This window comes from Rodentibacter caecimuris (assembly GCF_010587025.1).
Classification (GTDB): domain Bacteria; phylum Pseudomonadota; class Gammaproteobacteria; order Enterobacterales; family Pasteurellaceae; genus Rodentibacter; species Rodentibacter caecimuris.
Genome location: NZ_CP040863.1, coordinates 1,863,703 through 1,885,667, shown reverse-complemented (window position 1 = coordinate 1,885,667; position 21,965 = coordinate 1,863,703). Strand labels below are relative to the sequence as shown.

General features: G+C 41.2%; 14 protein-coding genes and 1 pseudogene. 9 read left to right on the top strand and 6 right to left on the bottom strand.

From position 1 onward, the window contains the following. Positions 1-77 precede the first annotated feature (77 nt). Both FEE42_RS09235 and FEE42_RS09230 read left to right on the top strand, forming a co-directional pair. Entirely contained in the window at positions 78-461 is a 384-nt protein-coding gene (locus FEE42_RS09235) for a cytochrome b562 (protein WP_164028309.1), read from the top strand. Between the two features lie 128 nt (positions 462-589). After that, complete coding sequence (locus FEE42_RS09230) at positions 590-1,399, top strand: class II glutamine amidotransferase (protein WP_164028308.1); 810 nt, start codon at positions 590-592, stop codon at positions 1,397-1,399. 90 nt (positions 1,400-1,489) lie between these two features. Here FEE42_RS09230 and gorA read toward each other — a convergent pair whose 3' ends face one another. Beyond that, entirely contained in the window at positions 1,490-2,863 is a 1,374-nt protein-coding gene (gene gorA / locus FEE42_RS09225) for a glutathione-disulfide reductase (RefSeq protein ID WP_059368402.1), read from the bottom strand. Between the two features lie 575 nt (positions 2,864-3,438). Further along, the gene (locus tag FEE42_RS09220) at positions 3,439-3,834 is read right to left on the bottom strand and encodes a helix-turn-helix domain-containing protein (protein WP_059368407.1); all 396 of its coding nucleotides are present in this window, start codon (positions 3,832-3,834) and stop codon (positions 3,439-3,441) included. A gap of 378 nt (positions 3,835-4,212) precedes the next feature. Here FEE42_RS09220 and FEE42_RS09215 point away from each other — a divergent pair, with 378 nt between their 5' ends. The 3 genes from FEE42_RS09215 to FEE42_RS09205 all read left to right on the top strand — a co-directional run bounded on the left by FEE42_RS09215 (position 4,213) and on the right by FEE42_RS09205 (position 13,580). After that, positions 4,213-4,368 (top strand): hypothetical protein, encoded by a 156-nt coding sequence (locus FEE42_RS09215; protein ID WP_164028306.1) that lies wholly within the window; start codon positions 4,213-4,215, stop codon positions 4,366-4,368. Positions 4,369-4,378: 10 nt separating this feature from the next. After that, the gene (locus FEE42_RS09210) at positions 4,379-12,568 is read left to right on the top strand and encodes a YadA-like family protein (RefSeq protein ID WP_164028304.1); all 8,190 of its coding nucleotides are present in this window, start codon (positions 4,379-4,381) and stop codon (positions 12,566-12,568) included. Between the two features lie 295 nt (positions 12,569-12,863). Next, positions 12,864-13,580 (top strand): 7-cyano-7-deazaguanine/7-aminomethyl-7-deazaguanine transporter, encoded by a 717-nt coding sequence (locus FEE42_RS09205; protein WP_135969427.1) that lies wholly within the window; start codon positions 12,864-12,866, stop codon positions 13,578-13,580. Positions 13,581-13,821: 241 nt separating this feature from the next. Here the strand turns inward: FEE42_RS09205 and rdgC are convergent, their stop codons facing one another. After that, complete coding sequence (gene rdgC / locus FEE42_RS09200; protein ID WP_164028302.1) at positions 13,822-14,730, bottom strand: recombination-associated protein RdgC; 909 nt, start codon at positions 14,728-14,730, stop codon at positions 13,822-13,824. A gap of 67 nt (positions 14,731-14,797) precedes the next feature. Between rdgC and proC the strand changes: the two genes are divergently transcribed. From proC to xerD, 3 genes are read left to right on the top strand one after another with little or no spacing between them, the layout of a single operon-like run. Continuing rightward, on the top strand, positions 14,798-15,613 hold the full coding sequence (proC, locus tag FEE42_RS09195) for a pyrroline-5-carboxylate reductase (protein WP_059368425.1): 816 nt from the start codon (positions 14,798-14,800) through the stop codon (positions 15,611-15,613). Further along, on the top strand, positions 15,613-16,776 hold the full coding sequence (locus tag FEE42_RS09190; protein ID WP_059368430.1) for a 3-phenylpropionate MFS transporter: 1,164 nt from the start codon (positions 15,613-15,615) through the stop codon (positions 16,774-16,776). The genes proC and FEE42_RS09190 overlap by 1 nt, the downstream gene beginning before the upstream one ends. A gap of 48 nt (positions 16,777-16,824) precedes the next feature. Next, entirely contained in the window at positions 16,825-17,718 is an 894-nt protein-coding gene (gene xerD / locus FEE42_RS09185) for a site-specific tyrosine recombinase XerD (RefSeq protein ID WP_164028300.1), read from the top strand. Between the two features lie 211 nt (positions 17,719-17,929). Here the strand turns inward: xerD and FEE42_RS09180 are convergent, their stop codons facing one another. The 3 genes and pseudogenes from FEE42_RS09180 to FEE42_RS09170 form a co-directional block, all read right to left on the bottom strand. Beyond that, positions 17,930-19,060, bottom strand: coding sequence for a glycerate kinase (locus FEE42_RS09180; RefSeq protein ID WP_164028298.1), 1,131 nt, complete (start codon positions 19,058-19,060; stop codon positions 17,930-17,932). 15 nt (positions 19,061-19,075) lie between these two features. Beyond that, positions 19,076-20,338: a GntP family permease gene (locus FEE42_RS09175; protein ID WP_164028296.1), complete on the bottom strand. Its 1,263-nt coding sequence runs from the start codon at positions 20,336-20,338 to the stop codon at positions 19,076-19,078. Between the two features lie 141 nt (positions 20,339-20,479). Further along, positions 20,480-20,611 (bottom strand): annotated as a pseudogene (locus tag FEE42_RS09170) (helix-turn-helix domain-containing protein); the annotation flags it as partial. Between the two features lie 170 nt (positions 20,612-20,781). Here FEE42_RS09170 and FEE42_RS09165 point away from each other — a divergent pair. Further along, positions 20,782-21,954 carry an MFS transporter gene (locus FEE42_RS09165; RefSeq protein ID WP_164028294.1) on the top strand — a complete coding sequence of 391 codons (1,173 nt, stop codon included), beginning with the start codon at positions 20,782-20,784 and terminating at the stop codon, positions 21,952-21,954. Positions 21,955-21,965 lie beyond the last annotated feature (11 nt).

Below are 21,965 nucleotides of genomic sequence, written 5' to 3'. Positions count from 1 at the left end.
AATCTGTCCCGCTATTTATCATATTGATTTTTAAATAGCATAATCAATTCTATATAGGAACAAAATTGGAACATACTATGAAAAAACTTTTTACTTTTATTGCCGTTGCCATCACTGCCATTTCTACTTTTGCTTCATCAACAGACGCCATTAATCTTCGTGATGAAATGATTATTATGGCGCAACGTTTAAATTTTGCTAATCGTGCCGACTCCGTTGAAGAATTTCAAAACAGCATGACAAAATTTATTGATGCAGCAGAAAAATCCAAAGCGACCCTGCCGCCGAAATGGAACGGCGATACCTCACAATTTTCAGGCTACCAACAAGGTTTACAGAAAGTCATTGATATTGCCACGCAAGCATCGGAATTAGCGAAACAGAATAAATTAAATGAAGCGAAAGAAAAGCTCTACGAGCTACCGGAACTCAGAAAAATGTATCATAAATTATATAAATAGCTTTACGCTATTTTATGTGATTTTTTGTCTAAAAATCCCCGCTTATCTCTCTTGAAATCAACCCTATAATGGTGTTAAATCTACACCTCTTATAGGGTTATTCATTTAGTCATTTTTAGAAGGGTTTTATGTGTCAATTACTTGGCATGAACTGTAACACGCCAACAGATATCGTGTTTTCTTTTGAAGGTTTTCGTCGTCGTGCAGGCTTAACAGGATGTCATTCCGACGGTTTCGGTATCGCTTTTTTTGAAGGGCGAGGAGTACGGGTTTTTCGAGATAATCGTCCCGCCTCCCATTCCCCAATCGCCGATTGTGTAAAACAATATCAAATAAAATCACTCAATGTGATTGCACACATTCGTAAAGCCACACAGGGCGAGATAAATATTGAAAATACCCATCCTTTTATTCGCGAAATTTGGGGGGAAAATTGGGTGTTTGCCCATAATGGTAATTTAAAAGATCTACCGGATATGTCCGATAGTTTCTGCCAACCGATAGGTTCAACCGATTCTGAAGCCGCGTTTTGTTACATGGCTGAATATTTAAAAAATCGTTTTCGTAAAAAACCGACGGATATGCAAATTTTTGAGGCGATTCAAGATATTACCAAAAAACTGGCAACACACGGCACATTCAACTTTATCCTCTCTAACGGAGAATGGATGATCGCCCACTGCGCAACCAATTTACATTATCTCACGCGAAAAGCACCTTTCGGTAAAGCCTGCCGTATTGATGATGACGGTGTTATTGATTTTAACGACTATGCCAAAGCCGGCGATAAAGTTACCATTATTACAACCTTCCCACTCACAAAGGATGAATCTTGGACAAAAATGGAAAACGGCGGTTTCGTCTTGTTCAAAGAAGGGGATAAAGTGGCGGAAATTATCGGCGTAGCGAAAGAAGCAGTAGATGACGGCACACTATGATTCCGTTGGATTTACGTCAATCGGTTTCATTCATCAAAAAACAAAAGTGCGGTTAAAATTAACCGCACTTTTTTATTATTCTCGAAAAAATTAACGCATTGTAACAAATTCTTCCGAACCGGTCGGATGAATCGCCACCGTATTATCAAAATCTGCTTTTGTTGCACCCATTTTGATTGCGACTGCAAAACCTTGAATCATTTCATCCACACCATAGCCGATTCCGTGCAAGCCGACTATTTTTTCATCTTTGCCCACGCAGACTAATTTCATTCGACAAGGTTGGCGATGCTGAGTAACAGCGGTGTACATCGCCGTAAAGGAAGATTTATACACTTTTACATTTCCTTCGCCATATTGTTCAATGGCTTGCGGTTCGGTTAAGCCAATCGTGCCAATCGGCGGATGACTAAATACCACGGTCGGCACAAGATTATAATCTAAGTGCTCGTTAGGTTTGTTATTGAATAAACGCTCGGATAAACGGCGACCTGCCGCCACCGCCACCGGCGTTAATTCAATGCCGCCCTCAATGATATCGCCTACCGCATAAATGCCTTTCACATTGGTATTTTGATATTTATCGACTTTAACATAACCACGTTCGTTCGTTTCTACACCAGCATGCTCTAAACCGATTTTATCCGTTGCCGGTTCACGACCTGCCGCCCAAATAACACAATCTACCGTTAGGCTCCGTTCATGATCAAATTTTACCGTGAGAGAATCATCTGCATTTTTAATGATTTCCTGAACCGTTGTATGTTTATGCAACGCGATACCATCCTGTTCCAACACCTCAAGTAAGGTTTCTACAATTAACGGATCTTGATTACGCATTGGGGCATGACGACGTACCACCAAATGAGTTTCCGAGCCAAGACTATTCAATACTCCGGCAATCTCCACGGCAATATAGCCAGCCCCAATAATTGCCACGCGTTTCGGTAATGCCTTTAATGCAAAGAAACCGTCCGAATCAATACCATATTCTTGCCCTTTTACCGAATGAGGGCGGAACGGTCTGCCCCCTGTCGCAATTAAGATATGATCTGCCGTTACACGCTCGGTTGAACCATCTGCAAAAGTTATTTCAATGGTATGCGCATCAACAAACTTACCGAATCCGTTAATCACATCAACGTTATTTTTAGCTAACACGTTATTGTAAGAAGTGTGAATACGACTGATATAGGCTTGGCGGCTTTCAATAAGTTTCTCGAAATCAAATTTTTTCACATTCACATCAAAACCATAATCCGGTGCATAGTGGTTAATGGCTTCTGCGATCTGTGCGCCATAAAACATCACTTTCTTCGGCACGCAGCCTACATTTACACAGGTTCCGCCTAAATATTTTGCTTCAATAATCGCACATTTTTTACCATAGCTCGCCGCACGATTAATTGAAGCAATACCGCCACTGCCGCCACCAATAGCAATATAGTCATAATGTTTAGTCATCGTTTCATCCTTTTTCCGAATATAAAAATTTGCTACATTCTGCCGAAATTTCGTAAATAAAGCTATAAATTAGTATAATTGGGAATGTCTATATCAAAATAAGAGTGCGGTCATTTTTTATCGTATTTTGACACTTCCACGTTATTATGTAGTAGTTGCACAAAGGTCTAATAACTTGGAAACGCTACAATCTCCATTGAATTAACTATTTAGTAGAAAATTTTATTATGTATGTCGAAACCTACCTTATTTCGAAAATATTAGAGCTGTTTAAGGAAGTTCTATCGTTTTCGTAAACTATATAATCAAGGAATAATTGAATAAAAAGAAAAATCTGCATTACAAGATTAAGAAAAGGGGAATATCTGATACATCGAAGCGGCATTTAAAACGGTCCGAGTAGGAATGATAGGCAGAAGACAAACTAGAGATGACAAGTTATAACAACAGTGAGTGCTTTCCATTTAGAATATGAACATCAAATTCAATCTAAACAAAATAAAGAAAACACTCATATTTTATTCTAATAACACTCTTAAAGACTGTTTTAATCAATTTATCTGTAGAAGATCAAATTATGATTGTTTATCTTGTTTTAATAGAGAAACCATCTCTTTAAGAAGTTGGATCTCATTATCCTTCTGCTCTAATAGCTGTTGATTGTACGATAACGATAACTTTAGCCTCTCATTCTCAATCATTAAAGCTTCATTATCACCGTAATAATTCGTACTCAAATATGAATTTTCGTTTATCTGAAAACAAATATTTTTACCATCAGACTGCATCAGCTCTACTACATCAATATCAAACACATGGGCGATTTGTTCAAGCTTATACAAATAGATTTTACTCTCTCCACGCTCAATTTTCGCATAACCATTTAGCGACATATTCAGTTTTTCCGCCATTTGCTCTTGAGACCATCCCCTTGCTTCTCGGATTTTCCGAATCTTTTCGTTTACACTCATTTTCTTTATTTGCTGTTGAAGAAATACCCACTGACAGTGTAGGCAATAGCTATTGTAGTGGCTACATTATGTCAATCCTGTTTTGTATTATATTTGCTATTAGTGCCAAAATCAAAAGGAGTGCCTGATGAAAAACACATTTTATTGACACTTTTAGGAGTAATACCTTCAACGGGTGTATTTTCTTGCACCAATGATTTTTATTCTCACTGCATTTGTGAGTTTAGCTTAAGACTGACAAAGCAAGTAACGGCATGAAAAAATGTGTGGTAGCTTATCTAAGGAAGTCGTGAACAGATATGGTGTTCCCAAGTTTCTTGAGAGTCTTTAGTGAGAGCCTCTAAAAATCAACCGAATTACTATACAATGGAAAGTTGAGTGAAAAATATCATTAACTTTAAGTCAGTATCAGGTGCTACCTTTACGACAACACCCAAAGTCGGAATTCCTTACGATAATACGCCACAACGTGAGAAAGTCACATATAAATTACTTTCCAAAGTAAAGAAAAATTACAATATTAAATTAAAATAGGTGAACATTTATGAATAAAATTTTCCGAGTCATTTGGAATCACGCTACGCAATCTTGGGTAGCAGTGTCTGAATTAAGCAAGGCTAAGGGAAAATCAAAATCCTCTTCCGGAAAAAAAATTTCCCTTTTAGCTATTTCTTTGACAACAGCAGGTGCAACGTTATTAGGGAGTACGGCTCAGGCTGCAATATCTGGTGATGCTGTGATATGGGGGTCTAACTCAGCAGGCACAAAAGCACCGGAAATCGTGGTGCAAACCGATCCATTTGGTAACCCGATGGGGGAATATTCAATAGGGATTGCACCAGGGCAAGTAAAGTTCATTGGTGAGGGTAAGGATAAAGAGGTTAATGTAACTAATGCAACTAAGCCGCTCTATATTTACGATAGTAAAACCGGTGCATTATTAGACTATGTCCCTATAGGAGGATCGTTATCAAAAAGCTATAACACAGAGGTAACCAGACTTGAGTATAGTGGCGAGTGGGTTGCGAGACCAACTGGGCGTTATAGTATCTCGATAGGTCAAAGTTCAGAAGCTGGCTCAATGCAATCTGTTGCATTAGGGCGTTTCTCAAAAGTTGATAATGCAAGTTTAGAAGGTTATGTTATTGGTTCTCAATCTAATGTGACGAAATCAGAGCAAGGTGTTCAGGTCGGTTCGCGTAGTAATGTAAATGCGAGTGCTCGTGGTATTTTGGTGGGGAATCGCGGTAATGTAACTAACAGTGATTATGCAAGTGCCATTGGATCTTATGGTGTAAATGTAACAAATAGTGGTTATAGTTCAAGTGTTGGTACAAATACGATTACTAATCAGAGTTATGGTGCAATAAATATTGGTCCTCATGGGAAAGTTGATAATTCTCAACTTGCTACTAATGTAGGTCCTTGGTCTGAAATAAATCGCTCAGAACAGGCGATTGCAGTGGGACGTAATGCCAAAGCTTTAGATAGTGTTGCTTCTACGGTCGTTGGTACATATGCAAAAGCAAATGTTAGTAACAATTCTGTTGCAGTGGGACGTAATGCTAATGTAGATAATAGCGAATTCGGTGTCACAGTTGGTCCATATACGAATATTTTAGGTTCACAACAGGCAACAGCTTTAGGACGTAATGCTAAGGTAGATAGCAGTCGATCCGGTGTGGCTTTAGGTACATTTGCTGTAGTTAATGGCTCCGTTTCAGCGACAGCGGTTGGACCTGGTGCAAACGTTCTAAATAGTGAAGGTGGATTTTCTGGTGGTCGTAATTCGAAAGTAGAAAACAGTAAAGACGGAACCGCTCTTGGTGTGGGAGCTACTATATCAGGAGCAGCAAATGCTACAGCTCTAGGGGCTCGTGCAAATGCTACCTTGGCTGACTCTGTAGCACTTGGTGCTGATGCAATAACGTCCGCAGCGACACCAACAAATAGTGCCAGTGTAAATGGGATAAATTACAGTGGCTTTGCAGGTGTGAATAATGATACTAACTATGTCGTCTCTGTGGGTAAGAATGGGGGAGAACGACAAGTTCAAAATGTTGCTGCGGGTCGTATTACTGAAAATTCAACTGATGCTATTAACGGCAGCCAGTTATATCACGTTTTGGCAACAGGGAGCTGGACGATAGGTGATCAAACAGATCACTCGGGCAATGGTGTAAATAATGTTCGCTTTGGGGATCGTGTTGATTTTATAGGTAGTGGTGCAACCACAGTTAATGTGAGCAAGACAGCTGATAATAAAACGTTAGTAAATATTTCAAGCCCGGTTTATACAGCCGGTAATAATATTAACCTTACGACTAACAGCGATGGTTCAATTACAATTAGTTCATTGGATTCAAATACATTATCTAACTTAACCAGCCATTTACCGGATACAAGTAAAGTAGCTAACCCAAGTAGTGACAATAAAAATGAACAAACTGCACCAACTGATATTACTAACAAAGGTAACGAAGCAGCAACAGTAAAAGATGTTTTAAACGCAGGCTGGAACCTACAAGGTAATGGTGAAGCGAAAGACTTCGTTGCAGCGTATGATACAGTGAATTTTGCTAACGGTACGGCGACAGATGTTGTGATTGGTACAGATGGTAAAACGTCGAATATCACGTTTAACGTGAAATACGATAACGCAACCATCGTATTAGATGAGAACGGTAACTTAAAAGCGAATCTAAGCAATGTCATTAACGGCGATAACACAACGACAGAAGCCAACAACGGCACAGTAAGTGTGAAAACCGGTGATGTCACAGCAAACACCACCACAGGTAAAGCTGAGTCCAATACTGCTAACGGTACAATTGCGAAAGTAGAAGATGTTGCAGGCGCAATCAATGGCAGCGGTTGGAAAACTACCCCAACAAAAGTATTTGATAAAGACGGAAATGAAGTTAACAACCCTACAGACCAACTCATCAATCCGGGTGACCAAGTAAACTACGTAAACGGTAATGGTACGAAAGCGAATGTAACTGTGATGCAAGGTCAAGATGGCAAAGATACGGTAAACGTAAGCTACGACATCAAACCGGCGGATGAGACAATTGCGGTAACACCGGAAGGTGTGAAAGTGAACACCACAACTGGTTCGATAAATGACAATGGTACGGTGAAAGTTGAGAAACCTAACTTGTTATTAAACGCAAGTGAAGTAGCGAACTTGGTGAACAATGCGTCATTTAACGTGACAACAGTGAAAAATAATGATCAAGTCACAAGCGGCGGGCACAATACTAAACCAGTGAAAGCAGGTGATACAGTTACCTATAAAGCGGGTAAAAACCTAGAGATTAACCAAGATGGTCATAATATCACTTACGGTTTAAGTGAAAACATCACAGTGAACCAAGCAAATGCTACAACGTTGACGGTAGGTAATGTTTCTGACTCTAATGCACCGAAAGTAGATTTCAATTCGGAGAAAGCAACGCCGGCAAATGTGAATCCGAATGCGACTGCGCCTGAAAATGCGTTGAATATCACGACGGCGGGCAAACCGACTCAAATTACCGGTGTGGGGTCAGTATTGAATGTGGGTGATGTACCAACCAATACAGGTGATGAGAAAGATGTGTCAGGTAATGTTACGAAAGCTGGTACAACAGGTAACGACAAGTTAGTTAATCTTACTAACCTACCGGATAATACTCTCAATTCAGCGGCAACAGTACGTGACTTAGCTAATTTAGGTTGGGTGGTGAATGCGTCTGACAACAACTACACCAACACCGTGAAAAATGCGAACAAAGTTGACTTTGTGGGTGGCGATGCAATTACAGTAAGTGGCTCAAATGATGGAGATATTCGCAAAATTACCGTAACAGCGAAATACGATAACGCAACCATCGTGTTAGATGAGAAGGGTCGATTAAAAGCGAATGTAAGCAACATCATTAACGGCGATAACACAACAACAGAAGCTAACAACGGCACAGTAAGTGTGAAAACCGGTGATGTCACAGCAAACACCACCACAGGTAAAGCTGAGTCCAATACTGCTAACGGTACAATTGCGAAAGTAGAAGATGTTGCAGGCGCAATCAATGGCAGCGGTTGGAAAACTACCCCAACAAAAGTATTTGATAAAGACGGAAATGAAGTTAACAACCCTACAGACCAACTCATCAATCCGGGTGACCAAGTAAACTACGTAAACGGTAATGGTACGAAAGCGAATGTAACTGTGATGCAAGGTCAAGATGGCAAAGATACGGTAAACGTAAGCTACGACATCAAACCGGCGGATGAGACAATTGCGGTAACACCGGAAGGTGTGAAAGTGAACACCACAACTGGTTCGGTAAATGACAATGGTACGGTGAAAGTTGAGAAACCTAACTTGTTATTAAACGCAAGTGAAGTAGCGAACTTGGTGAACAATGCGTCATTTAACGTGACAACAGTGAAAAATAATGATCAAGTCACAAGCGGCGGGCACAATACTAAACCAGTGAAAGCAGGTGATACAGTTACCTATAAAGCGGGTAAAAACCTAGAGATTAACCAAGATGGTCATAATATCACTTACGGTTTAAGTGAAAACATCACAGTGAACCAAGCAAATGCTACAACGTTGACGGTAGGTAATGTTTCTGACTCTAATGCACCGAAAGTAGATTTCAATTCGGAGAAAGCAACGCCGGCAAATGTGAATCCGAATGCGACTGCGCCTGAAAATGCGTTGAATATCACGACGGCGGGCAAACCGACTCAAATTACCGGTGTGGGGTCAGTATTGAATGTGGGTGATGTACCAACCAATACAGGTGATAAGAAAGATGTAGTATTCAACATTACTCTAGCGGGAACGGAAGGTAACGACAAGTTAGTGGGTCTCACTAACTTACCGGATAATACTCTCAATTCAGCGGCAACAGTACGTGACTTAACCAATTTAGGTTGGGTGGTGAAAGCGTCTGACAACAACTACACCAACACCGTGAAAAATGCAAATGAAGTTGACTTTGTAGGTGGCGATGCGATTACTGTAATCGGTTGGAATGGCGGCGATGTTCGCAAGATTACCGTAACAGCAAAATACGATAACGCAACTATCGTATTAGATGAGAACGGTCGATTAAAAGCGAATGTAAGCAATATCATTAACGGCGATAACACAACTACAGAAGCTAACAACGGCACAGTGAGTGTGAAAACGGGTGATATCAGCGCAAACAGCATCACTGGTAAAGTTGCATCCAATACTACTAACGGTACTATTGCAAAAGTAGAAGATGTTGCAAGTGCAATCAACGATAGCGGTTGGAAAACAAACGCAAAAGATAAAGACGGTCAAGATGTCCCAGACGCATTAGTGAACCCGGGCGATACGCTTAACTATGTTGATGGTAATGGCACAAAAGCAAATGTCACAGTAACTAAAGGTGAAAGAGGTAATCCGGATGTCTTTAATGTGACTTACGATGTGAATACGACCAACGCAGTTGCAAATACCACAACAGGTAAAGCAGAATTACCGGATGCAACGAAAGGTGGTGATACGTTAAATGCAACCACAATCACTAACTTAGTGAATAACGTATTCTACACAGTGAATGCAACGAACAAAGATGAGCAAATTGAAGCGACTAACGGCACAACGACGGTAAAAGCGGGTGATACGCTTGATTTTGTTGCGGGTAAAAACTTAGTGGTTAACCAAACAGGCAAAACGATTGCGTTTGGCTTATCTAGAGATATTGACGTAGGTAATATCACTGTGGGTAACACTACTATTACTAACGGCACGATTAGTGGTTTAAACCCTAATTTACCGAACACGAATAACAATGATGAGTACAAAGTTGGTGATGAGATCACTAAATCACAAACGTTACCGTCAACCTTGAATATTACGAACGCCGCGACAGTAGGCGATATCCTGAATTCAGGTTGGAACTTACAAAATAATGGTCAAGCGCGTGATTTTGTGAAACCGTATGACTCAGTAAACTTTGTGAATGGTACAGCGACTACAGCGCTTGTTGAGACTAACGAAAACGGTACGGTAAGCAACGTGACGTACAATGTGAACGTAGACGACAACACCATTAAAGTGGTTGACGGTAAATTAGTTGCAAATGCCACTAACATTGTTAATCAAGTAACGGGTAACTCAACCGTAACTGACGGTAGAGCAAATGCAACCACTGTAGAAGCGGGTAACCCAGTTGATAACAGTAATAAAATTGCAACCGTAGGTGATATTGTTGATACTATCAATAACGTACACTGGAATGCGGCTGCAGGTAATATAACGGGTACAAATGGTGAGTTCAGCAGTACAGGTTCACAACCAATCAAAGCTGGCGATACAGTGACTTACAACGCAGGTAAAAATATTAAGATTGAACAAAATAACGCAACCTTTAATATTTCGACCACGGATAATGTAACGTTTACTCATACAAACACGACAACATTAACGGTAGGTAATGTCTCTGATTCAAATCACTCAACGAATATCACATCAGGTCCTGACGGCTTAGATGTGAATGGCGATAAGATTACAGGTGTCGCAAATGGTACTATTTCTAAAGATAGTTCTGATGCGGTAAATGGTAGCCAGTTGTATAGACTGGGTGATTCAATTACAAACATCTTCGGCGGTAATACAACATTTAATACAACAACAGGTAAAGTTGAAGGATTTGAGCGTACATTAAATACCACGGGTTTAGCACCTAGTGAGAACTATACAGTACCAGCAACACCGGCGACCAACATCACGGCAGCGTTTGAGCAATTAAACGATTATGTGAATGCGGGTTGGAAACTAGGTAATGCAAGTGGTGCTGTGGTTGAACGTATTTCACCTGATGAGCAAGTCAACTTTGTAGATTCTAATACGATCACATCAACGGTTGTTGCGAATGACAAAGGTGGCGCGAATATCTCATTTAATGTGAATGCGACCGCAGTAGCGAATAATGCGGCAGGTAATGTGTCTGCGAACAATACAACCGGTAAAGCGGAGTTTGATAACCATAACAATACTAAACCACTTGCAACAGTGGAAGATGTAGCCAATACGGTGAATAACACAGGTTGGTTCATGAATACGACTGCAGGTGAGAAAGCACTAGTAAATCCAGGTGATACGGTTAACTACGTTAATGGCAATGGTACGAAAGCTAATGTAACGGTTACAAAAGGTGAAAATGGTCAACCAGATACCTTCAATGTAACTTATGACATCAAATCGGCGGATAACACAATTGCGGTAACACCGGAAGGTGTGAAAGTGAACACCACAACTGGTTCGGTAAATGACAATGGTACGGTGAAAGTTGCACAACCTGACTTGTTATTAAACGCAAGTGAAGTGGCAAACTTAGTGAACAATGCGTCATTTAACGCAACGATTGGCAGAGATGATACAGACTTTGTCGATCAAGTCGGTAAAGATAACTATAAAGTGAAAGCTGGTGATACTATCACATTCAATGCGGGTAAAAACCTTCGTGTGAAACAAGAGAACGGCACATTCACTTATGCGTTAGATAACAACATTACGGTGAACCACGCAAATGCAACGACATTAACTGTAGGTAATGTATCGAACCCAACAGCACCGAAAGTAGATTTCAATGCAGATAAAGCGACACCTGCAACTAACAATGCAGAACAGCCTGAAAATGCGCTGAATATCACAACAGACGGTAAACCAACGCAAATCACAGGCGTAGGCTCTACACTGAATACGACAAATGTTGTAACTAACCCGGATGGTAATGCATCAACACCGGTTGAAAATAAAACATTAGTTGACTTAACTAATGCAACAACACCGGATTCAGCAGCAACAGTGCGTGACCTACAAAACATGGGGTGGGTTGTTGAAACAAGCGGTAACGGCTACATTGATACGGTGAAAAATGCAAATCATGTGAAATTCAGTGGTGATGGTGCTGTTACAGTAACGGGCTCAACAGATGCTAACGGTACACGCAATATCACGGTGAGAGTTGATGCAACTCAGATGGCAAATAACGCAGCCGGTAATGTGTACGCAAATACGACAACCGGTAAAGCTGAATTTAACAATGCAAACGGTTCGAAACCTCTTGCAACTGTTGAAGATGTTGCAAGTGCAATTAACGGTTCCGGTTGGGAGCTAAACTCCGCCAGTGTTGGTGGTGAAGTTATCGGTGATACAGCACCTACCCGTGTAAATCCTGGTAGCAAGGTAAATATCAATGCAGGTAAAAATGTTGTGATTACACGTTCCGGAAAAGATATTACTATTGCGACATCAGCAAAACCTGTATTTGAAAATGTTCAGGTTGGCGGGGACAAAGGTCCAATCATTGGTGGGGATGCAAACGGCGATGTGAAAGTGTCTAAAGCAGACGGTTCACCAACAAAAGTAACAAATGTTGCAGCCGGTACTGCAAGTACTGATGCAGTCAATGTCGGCCAGTTGAAAGGCACTGTAGGCAACATCAACAACCGTATGAATAAGATGAACAAAGATCTCCGTGGTGGTATCGCGGGAGCGAATGCAGCAGCAGGCTTACCACAAGTTTACATTCCGGGTAAATCAATGGTAGCGGCATCCGCAGGTACTTTCAAAGGTCAAAATGCAGTTGCAGTGGGCTACTCCCGTGCAAGTGATAATGGTAAACTTATCTTGAAATTACAAGGTAATGCCAATACCCGTGGCGATCTTGGCGGCTCTGTTGGCGTAGGTTATCAGTGGTAATCACTCCATAATTGACAATATGAAGGCTAACCCAAAAAGTTAGCCTTATTTTTTGAGGCTTTTACAAAGGGAGGAGAACAAGTTTCTTCACTTTTATGTAGCAAACGCACAAAAAACAATCAATTCGATTATTGCTATTACATTACCTCAACTATCAGCTAACACAGATCTATAAATTGAATACCCTCTTTTCCTATCTTTACTTGCAATTCCGGTAAATCTTAGTAAGATTCGAGTCCTTATTTTAACTCGGGTTCCCTCACCCCGATTTTCCATTAAATTAAAAAGGTATAACATGAAAATCCAACATTCTATTTTTAATGCGCAACAAAAGCGCACCGCTCTTATTTGGTTAAGTTTTTTCCATATTCTAATCATTGCGGCAAGCAATTATTTAGTACAAATTCCCTTTGAAATTACTCTAAAACTGACCGCACTTGGCGCCGCAGAAAACTTTTCTTTTCACAGCACTTGGGGAACGCTTACTTTTCCCTTTATTTTCCTCGCTACGGATTTAACCGTACGTGTATTCGGTGCAAAAGAAGCCCGTTGGATTATTTTTATCGTGATGATTCCGGCGCTAATCGTGAGTTATGTCATCTCCGTGCTGTTTTCCGATTCTCAATTTCAGGGCATTGAGGCGTTAGGCAACTTTGATCTGTTTGTCTTCCGCATCGCACTCGCCAGCTTTTTGGCTTATGTGGTGGGGCAATTATTGGATGTTTCGGTATTTAACCGATTACGACAACTTAAAACATGGTGGATCGCACCAAGCAGTTCGATGCTATTCGGCTCGCTTGCCGACACGTTCGTGTTTTTCGGCGTGGCATTTTATCAAAGCACGGACACTTTCATGGCGGAGCATTGGATACAGCTTGGGTTTGTGGATTACTTATTCAAACTATTTATTGGCATTTTGCTATTTGTGCCGGCTTATGGCGTAGTATTAAGCTTTATTTTACGTAAACTCCAAGCCCTAAGCGGTCAAAACAAGGCGTCTTATTCACATTAACATGCCCGTGTTGTACAACACGACATCATATCGAAAATCAATGGTATATGTCACAAATACACAATTTAAAGAAAATGTAGGGACGCCACGCTGGCGTCCGTAAAAATTAAATGATTTTAAAAGGTTGTATGGCGAACACCGGCATGGCATCACTACCAATGAGATAAAATTTAAGTTTGTGCAACTGCTAAATCATACCGAAAATCAAACAAAGTGCGGTCAAATTTAACCGCACTTTTCATTATAATCTGGCTTTCTCCCCGCCAAACTCGTCCAATAAATTTTCAGTTAATTTGGCGATAATCCCTGTCATTAACACAAAATCCGCATCAAATCGCTGGGCGAAATCTTCTTTTAAAATATCCTCATTTTTCTCGCGTACGTTGTCGGCAAATTTCAAGCGTTTGATCGTGCAATCTTCATTAAACACAAAAGTGAGGGTGTCTTCCCATTCCAAGGCTAATTTGCTGACCACTTTTTTCCCTTCTTGTAATAGCGCAAGGATTTCCTCGTTTTCAAGGGGTTGTTTTTTGCAACGAATCACGCTGTCCTCTTGGCTACCGCGCAGCTCGGCTTCTTCAAGGGCGATAAGCCAGTGCGGCAGGCTGTCTTGCGTGATCCAATGGGTCAGAATCGTACTGGGTTCCTGCGCAAACGCCAAGGGAACAACAGGCAAAGAACCAAGGGATTTTCGCAATAATGCCAATGCATCTTCCGCACGTTTGCTTGATGCGGCATCCACATGAATAAGTTGATTTTCCGTATCAATCCACAACGCCGTATGCTGATTTTTACTGAACGCCCGTGGCAACAGGTTCATCACCACATCATCTTTTAACGTTTGTTTTTCTACTTTTTTCAGTTTGCGGTTTTCTTTTTGTTCCACACTTTCAATACGCTCATCCAACTCACGTTTTACCACATTTGCCGGTAAGATTTTTTCTTCCTTTTTTGCCACCAATAAAATCTGTTTAGTAGAGAAAAAATATAATAAATCCGATCCGCGCAACGGCTGTCCCCAACCGAACTTACTTTGATCTTGTGCACCGCAAGGATGAAATCGGCAAGATTCAAGCTGTGTTTGTAATTGTTCGAGATCCCATTCTAAGGGCTTTGTGATTCTATATGTCATTAAATTTTTAAACCACATCGTACACTTCCTTCATAATCAGGTAAAATGGGCGTCATTGTAGCCCATAAACTGACAGGAAAAAATGATGCAGCAAAAATTAATCGCCTTTATCGGTGGTGGTAATATGGCACAGGCTATTGTGTTGGGGTTGTTAAAACAAGGGTATCCGGCAACACAAATTATTGTGAACGATCCTAATCGGGAAAAACGGGAAAGCTTTACCAAACTAGGCGTGCAAACGGCAGAAAATAATGAAGAAAGCGCCTCTCGCGCCGATATTGTCTTACTTGCCGTTAAACCGCAAATGATGGCGGAGGTTTGTCAGTCGCTAAGTGCGGTTGATTTTTCCGATAAATTATTCATTTCTATTGCCGCAGGTATTTCCACTGCCCGCTTGCAAGCCTTGATTCCTAGTGCAAAATCCATTGTGCGGGTAATGCCAAACACGCCGGCATTAGTGGGTGAGGGAATGGCAGGGCTGTTTGCCTCAAAAAATACCGCTGAAATCGACCGCACTTTGGCGGAACGATTATTGGCGGCAGTGGGAAAAACCGTTTGGATTGAAGACGAAAGCCAAATGCACGCCGTAACCGCCGCATCCGGCAGTAGCCCCGCCTATTTCTTTTTAATGTTAGAAGCAATGCAACAGGCTTTGATCGAAATGAATATAGATGCAAACACCGCCCGCCAACTGGTGCAGCAATCTATGCTTGGCGCGGCTAAAATGGTGATGGAAAACCCACAGATTACGCTTGCCACGTTAAGAGAAAATGTCACATCAAAAGGCGGCACTACTGCTGCTGCGTTGGAGGTGTTCAATACGCGGCAATTTAATCAAACCATAGCGGAAGCAATGCACGCCTGTGTTGCACGCTCACAAGAAATGGAAACCTTATTCTAATGCAAGTTCGTCCTTTTTACTGGCTCGCACTGAGCTTTCTCGGCTACTACTGTGCTTATGGCGTATTTTTGCCGTTCTTTCCTGCTTGGTTGAAATCACAACAATACGGCGAAGAAATGATCGGGCTTGTGATCGGTAGTGCCTATATTTTCCGTTTTATCGGCGGATTATTTTTCTCTTCGTTAATCAAAAAAGCCGATCACATTATCAATTCCCTGCGATTATTGGCTTTATGTTCCGCCCTGATTATGGCTACCATGAGTTTAGTTGCCGATAATTTTTGGTTACTGTTTTTTGCGATTGGACTTTTTGCTATGGTCAATTCCGCCGGTATGCCGATTGGCGATTCGTTAGCGTCCACTTGGCAACGCCAAATCGGTTTGGATTACGGCAAAGTACGCTTAATCGGCTCTGCCGCTTTCATTCTGGGCGTAGTTGTCTTTGGCGGCATGATAGACTGGGTCGGAGAACAAAATATCGTATGGATTTTGACCGCACTTTTGCTGTTTTATACCCTAATTCAGCTACTCAAACCAACCATTCCGCCAAAAGATGAAACGCTAATAGACAGTACGCCGACTCAAATCGGCTTTTTGACATTACTCAAAAATTCAACCACGTTACGGGTGATGATTGGAGTAGGGCTGATTCAAAGCTCCCACGCTGCCTATTATGTGTACAGTACCATTTATTGGACAAGCATCGGTATTTCCGTTTCTCAAACCAGTCTGCTTTGGGGGATAGGCGTATTAGCGGAAATTTTATTGTTCTTCTTTTCACGCCGGTTATTCCAAAATTGGGCGGTCAGTCTGATTTTCTTTCTTTCCGCAATCGTATCTATTTTACGTTGGGCAGGCTTGGCTTACGCCGATACTTTTTGGCAAATTTTACCGCTCCAACTGGCGCATAGCCTCACTTATGCCGCTTGCCATTATGCGATTGTGCGTTATATCACCACACAACCACAAAACCACATTGCAAAATTGCAAGGGCTGTATAACGGCTTATCAAATGGCGCACTTATTGCACTGTTTTCGGCTCTCTCCGGCTTAATCTATCCGATTTCGCCAACCATGACGTTCTTATTAATGAGCGTTATAGCGGCGCTCTCGCTCTTAGTGATACCACGAAAATTAGAGGCATTTTTGGTCAAACAAAATTAGGCGGCATTCCGTTCCAACAAAGGCGTGAAGATAAATACGAAGGAAATTATGAATAATTTGTCATTGGTGGAGCTCTTCCTCAACGAATACTGGATTGAAAAAGGGCTTTCTGAAAATACCCTGCAATCTTATCGGTTGGATCTGACCGCACTTTGTCATTGGTTGGATCAACATCATCTTTCCCTTGAAACCTTAGATGCAGTGGATTTACAGCATTTCCTCGGGGAACGGGTCGAGCAAGGCTATAAAGCGACCAGTACTGCACGGCTATTAAGTGCCATGCGAAAATTATTCCAGTATTTATACCGTGAAAAATATCGTGCGGATGATCCGAGCGCAATATTAAGCTCACCCAAATTACCAAGCCGTCTGCCAAAATATTTAAGCGAACAACAAGTTACCGACTTACTCAATACGCCGAATGTGGAAATCCCTTTAGAATTGCGCGATAAAGCGATGTTGGAATTGCTTTACGCCACAGGTTTGCGTGTAACGGAATTGGTGTCGCTCACCATTGAAAATATGAGCGTACAACAAGGGGTTGTGCGGGTCATCGGCAAAGGAAACAAAGAACGTATTGTCCCGATGGGGGAAGAAGCGGCATATTGGGTTCGCCAATTTGTTCTTTATGCCCGCCCCGTTTTATTAAACGGACAAAGTTCCGATATTGTGTTCCCTAGCCAACGGGCACAACAAATGACCCGCCAAACTTTCTGGCATCGTATTAAACATTATGCCGTGCTTGCCGAGATTGATGCGGACGCACTCTCACCCCACGTACTCCGCCACGCTTTCGCCACCCATTTAGTCAATCATGGTGCGGATTTACGCGTGGTGCAAATGCTACTGGGGCATAGCGATTTATCCACCACACAAATCTACACACATGTTGCAAAAGAGCGGTTAAAACGCTTGCATGAACGATTTCACCCAAGGGGATAAACGAAAAAGTGCGGTTAAAAATCACCGCACTTTTGTTTAACCGCTCTATTATGTAGCCGTTGCACAAACTTAAATTTTATCTCATAGGTAGGGACGCCACGCCGGCGTCCTCCATACAACCTTTTAAAATCATTTAATTTTTACGGACGCTAACGTGGCGTCCTTACATTTTTTTTAATTGTGCATTTGCTACATCATGTCGTTTAACCGCTTACTTCAACGCCAACAATCTCGCTACATTCTGCGCGGCAGAAATTAAGTTCTGTTCGCCTTGTTTGAGAACCTCGGACAACTCACCTAACTGGCGGATAATCGGGAAAACCGCGTCAATACCGTGGGCATAAACCACATCGTAGTCTTCACGCAAACAGCCGACAATGGCAATCACCGGTTTGTTGAATTGTTTCGCCGTCCGTGCCACGCCAATAGGGGTTTTGCCCATAATACTTTGCGCATCCATTCGCCCTTCGCCGGTAATAACATAATCGGCATCTTGCACGTAATCGGCAAGCCGTAAATTCTCTAATACAATTTGTACGCCGGCTTTAAGTTGCACATTTGGCAATAACAACAATCCGCCGCCCATGCCACCTGCCGCTCCTGCACCTGCCAGCTCTGCAATATCCTTACCACCATCCCGTTTGGCAATTTTCGCAAAATGGGCTAATGCGCAATCAAGTTGTTGTACCATCTCCGCTGTCGCCCCTTTTTGCGGACCGAAAATAGCAGAGGCGCCACGCTCGCCACAAAGAGGATTATTCACATCGCAAGCCACTTCAATCTGTATATTTTGTAAGCGTGCGTCCAATTTTTGAAAATCAATTTTTTCGATCTTCGCTAACTCTGCCCCACCAAAGCCAATTTGATTGCCTTGAATATCTAGAAATTGTATGCCTAGTGCCTGCAACATTCCCACGCCACCGTCATTAGTCGCACTACCGCCAATGCCAAGAATGAGTTTTTCCACACCAAGCTCAAGGGCTTGTTTGATTAATTCACCCGTGCCGTAACTGGTGGTAAGTAACGGATTACGTTTTTCCGCTGAAACCAAATGTAATCCCGAAGCCGCTGCCATTTCGATAATTGCGGTTTTACCATCACCGGATAACCCAAAGAAACTGTTGATTTTTTCCCCCAAGGGGGCGGTAACTTCACATTCCACGATGTTACCTTGGGTTGCATCCACTAAGGATTGCACTGTCCCTTCGCCGCCATCCGCCATAGGTAATTTCACATATTCCACAGCAGGAAAAACTCGTTTAAAGCCTGTTTCAATGGCGGTTGCCACTTCAAGTGCGGTTAAACTTTCTTTAAAAGAATCAGGGGCTATCACAATTTTCATTTTTGTACTCCTTGATTAGAATAGGTTAAAGACACCGAAAATTAAGGTAGAAATAAGGGTCATCACCAAACCGACCGCACTTTCGTAAGGAATCAATTTTAAACGTTCTTTTATCTCCATATTCACGCTACCACCGGTGGCGTGGAAGAAAGAACCATGAGGCATATGATCAAACACCGTCGCCCCTGCGTGAATCATCGCTGCACCGGCGAGGCTGCTCACACCAAGTTCCAATAAGGTGCTGCTGAATACATTAGAGGCAACTGCCGTACCCGCGGTAGTGGAAGCGGTAGCAAGAGACATTAACGCCCCTGAAATCGGTGCAAGAATATAGGACGGCAAACCGGAATGCTCCAAACCTTGAATTAATACATCTTTTAAACCGGAATTGGCGATAATGCCTGCTAATGCCCCAGTGCCAAGCAACATAATCGCCACCGGTGCCATTTTTCCCAAACCACTGATAGCATAGCAGTTTGCTTGGCGCAATTTGCCCATACAAAGCGCACCGATTAAGCCGCCTAGCGGTAAGGCGATAAGCGGATCTACTTTAATATCAAATAAGGGACGAAGGGCAAGTAATAAAATCGCTACTAACGGGGCAACAAGTGCGGTTAAAAATGAAGGTAAATTTTGACTTTCAACCATCACTACTTCTTTATCCGTCACTTTGGAGCCTTTATTGATTAGTCGTTTTGCCAAGAAATAAGTGAGCATTAAACCAAATATTGCCGGAATAACACCAGCCATCATCACGGAAGTCAGCGGCAAATGAAAAGTATCCGACGCCGCAATGGCATTCGGATTTGGCGACATAATATTGCCCGCTTTCCCTCCGCCAATCATCGCTAATAAAATTGCCGCCTTGGATAAATCGGTGCGACGCGCCAAAGCTAAGGCTATCGGCGAAACGGTAATTACTGCCACATCCACAAATACTCCTACTGCGGTTAAGATCATCGTGGCTAATGCCAACGCCAATAACGCACGGGTTTCACCAAGCTTATTCGTGATACTTTCCGCAATGGAATTTGCCGCACCGGATTCAATCAACACGCCGGCTAGCACACCGGCGGCTAAAATACGCATCACGGCAGTCGTAATCCCTTGTGCACCGCCGATCATTAAGCTCACGGTTTGTGATAAATCCACACCGCCAACCAAGCCCCCCACTAATGCCCCGACTAACATCCCATAAGCAGGCGATACTTTTTTCAAAATTAGGAAAATGGCAACGACCAACGCCACCAATGCCCCTAAAGCAGATACGGTTGTCATAATTTCTCTCCTCTCAAATAATCAGATATGAAAGATTATTTCCCGTTTAACAAAAAATTGCTTTATTCATATCAACAAAAAAGTGCGGTTAAACCTACCTCATTTTGTGATTTTGAACAAATCAATGTTCTACCAATGTACCTAAATAAAGTCCAATACATCATCTATCTTATTGAAAGATAAATCTATTATTTGTTCAATCTTAGCAAGTCGATAACATAGGGTATTGGGATGAATAAATAGTTTTTCAGTGATGTGAGAATGATCACAGTTTTAAAATAAAGTTTTTCCGCTCTTGAATGATTGTTTTTATTTTGTTGGTTTTTTGTAATTTTCTTAACTAGAATAAACTTTCTAATAAACTCTTCTATCATTCATCAAAATAAAGCTCAATCATATGAACTAGAATAATTGATAGTCAAAAATAAATTAGGGGTATATTTATGAAAAAATATATTACTTTAATAGCACTTTGTTTGGGTCAAGGTTTAAGCGGAACGGTAATTTCTTTACTGACATTAACCTCTGCTCTTGTGGGTAAATCTCTAGCGCCAACAGAAATACTGATAACCCTTCCTATGACAATGACGGTTCTAGGTTCATTTTGTATGATTTATTATGCAAGTTTATTAATGAAAAAATACGGTCGAAGAAGAGCATTTATCATAAGCGGTTTCATTGGTATTTTGGGTGCAATTTTGGCAATAGTTGCATTATATTATCAGCACTTTGTGCTTTTTCTATTTTCAACATTTATTCTTGGTAATGCGACGATATTTAACCAATTTTATAGATTTGCGGCAGCAGAGATTTTTAGTAATGAAATATGGAAGAAAAGATCAACCTCATTAGTTATTGGTTCCGGCATTCTTGGAGGAATATTAGGCCCTTTTCTGGCAGGGAAAGGCGTTAATTTCATTTCAAATCATGATCTAATGGGTAATTTTATTTTTATTATCATAATATTTTCCCTATTGATTGTTAGCCAATTTTTTGTTTTTATTGAAAAAGAGTCTTCACTACCTAAATCTATAAGTTTACTAAATAAAGAGCAGATATATCGTTCCAGAAATTTTATTATTGGAACACTAAGTTGTACTATTGGATTTTCATTAATGACTTTAATGATGAATTCTGCACCATTATCAATGCATAATAATCACTATCCTGTGTCACAAAATGTATTTGCATTACAATTACATTTTATTGGTATGTATGTACCTGCCCTATTCATTCCATTTTTAATTGAAAAAATTAAAACCGGTACCCTAATTTTATTTGGTAGTTTATGTTTTACTTTTGGTTCAATAAGTATTTTTCTATTATCCCCATATTATAGTTATGTTATTTCTCTATTTTTTTCCGGTATAGGTTGGGCATTAATGTTTAGTGACGGAACATTTTATCTTAATGAAATTAATCATGACATTAAGCATAAATTGCAAAGTATTAGTTCAATATTCACCTATTCCGGCAACTTAACATTTTCCTTTCTTGCGGGATTTACATTGGCTTTTCCAAATGGGTGGCAATGGGTGAATATTATTGTAATGAGTATTTCATCGCTCTTTTTTATTTATTATTTGACTAAAAGCTATCATCGCTTAGAAACTTAAAAAGTTTACGA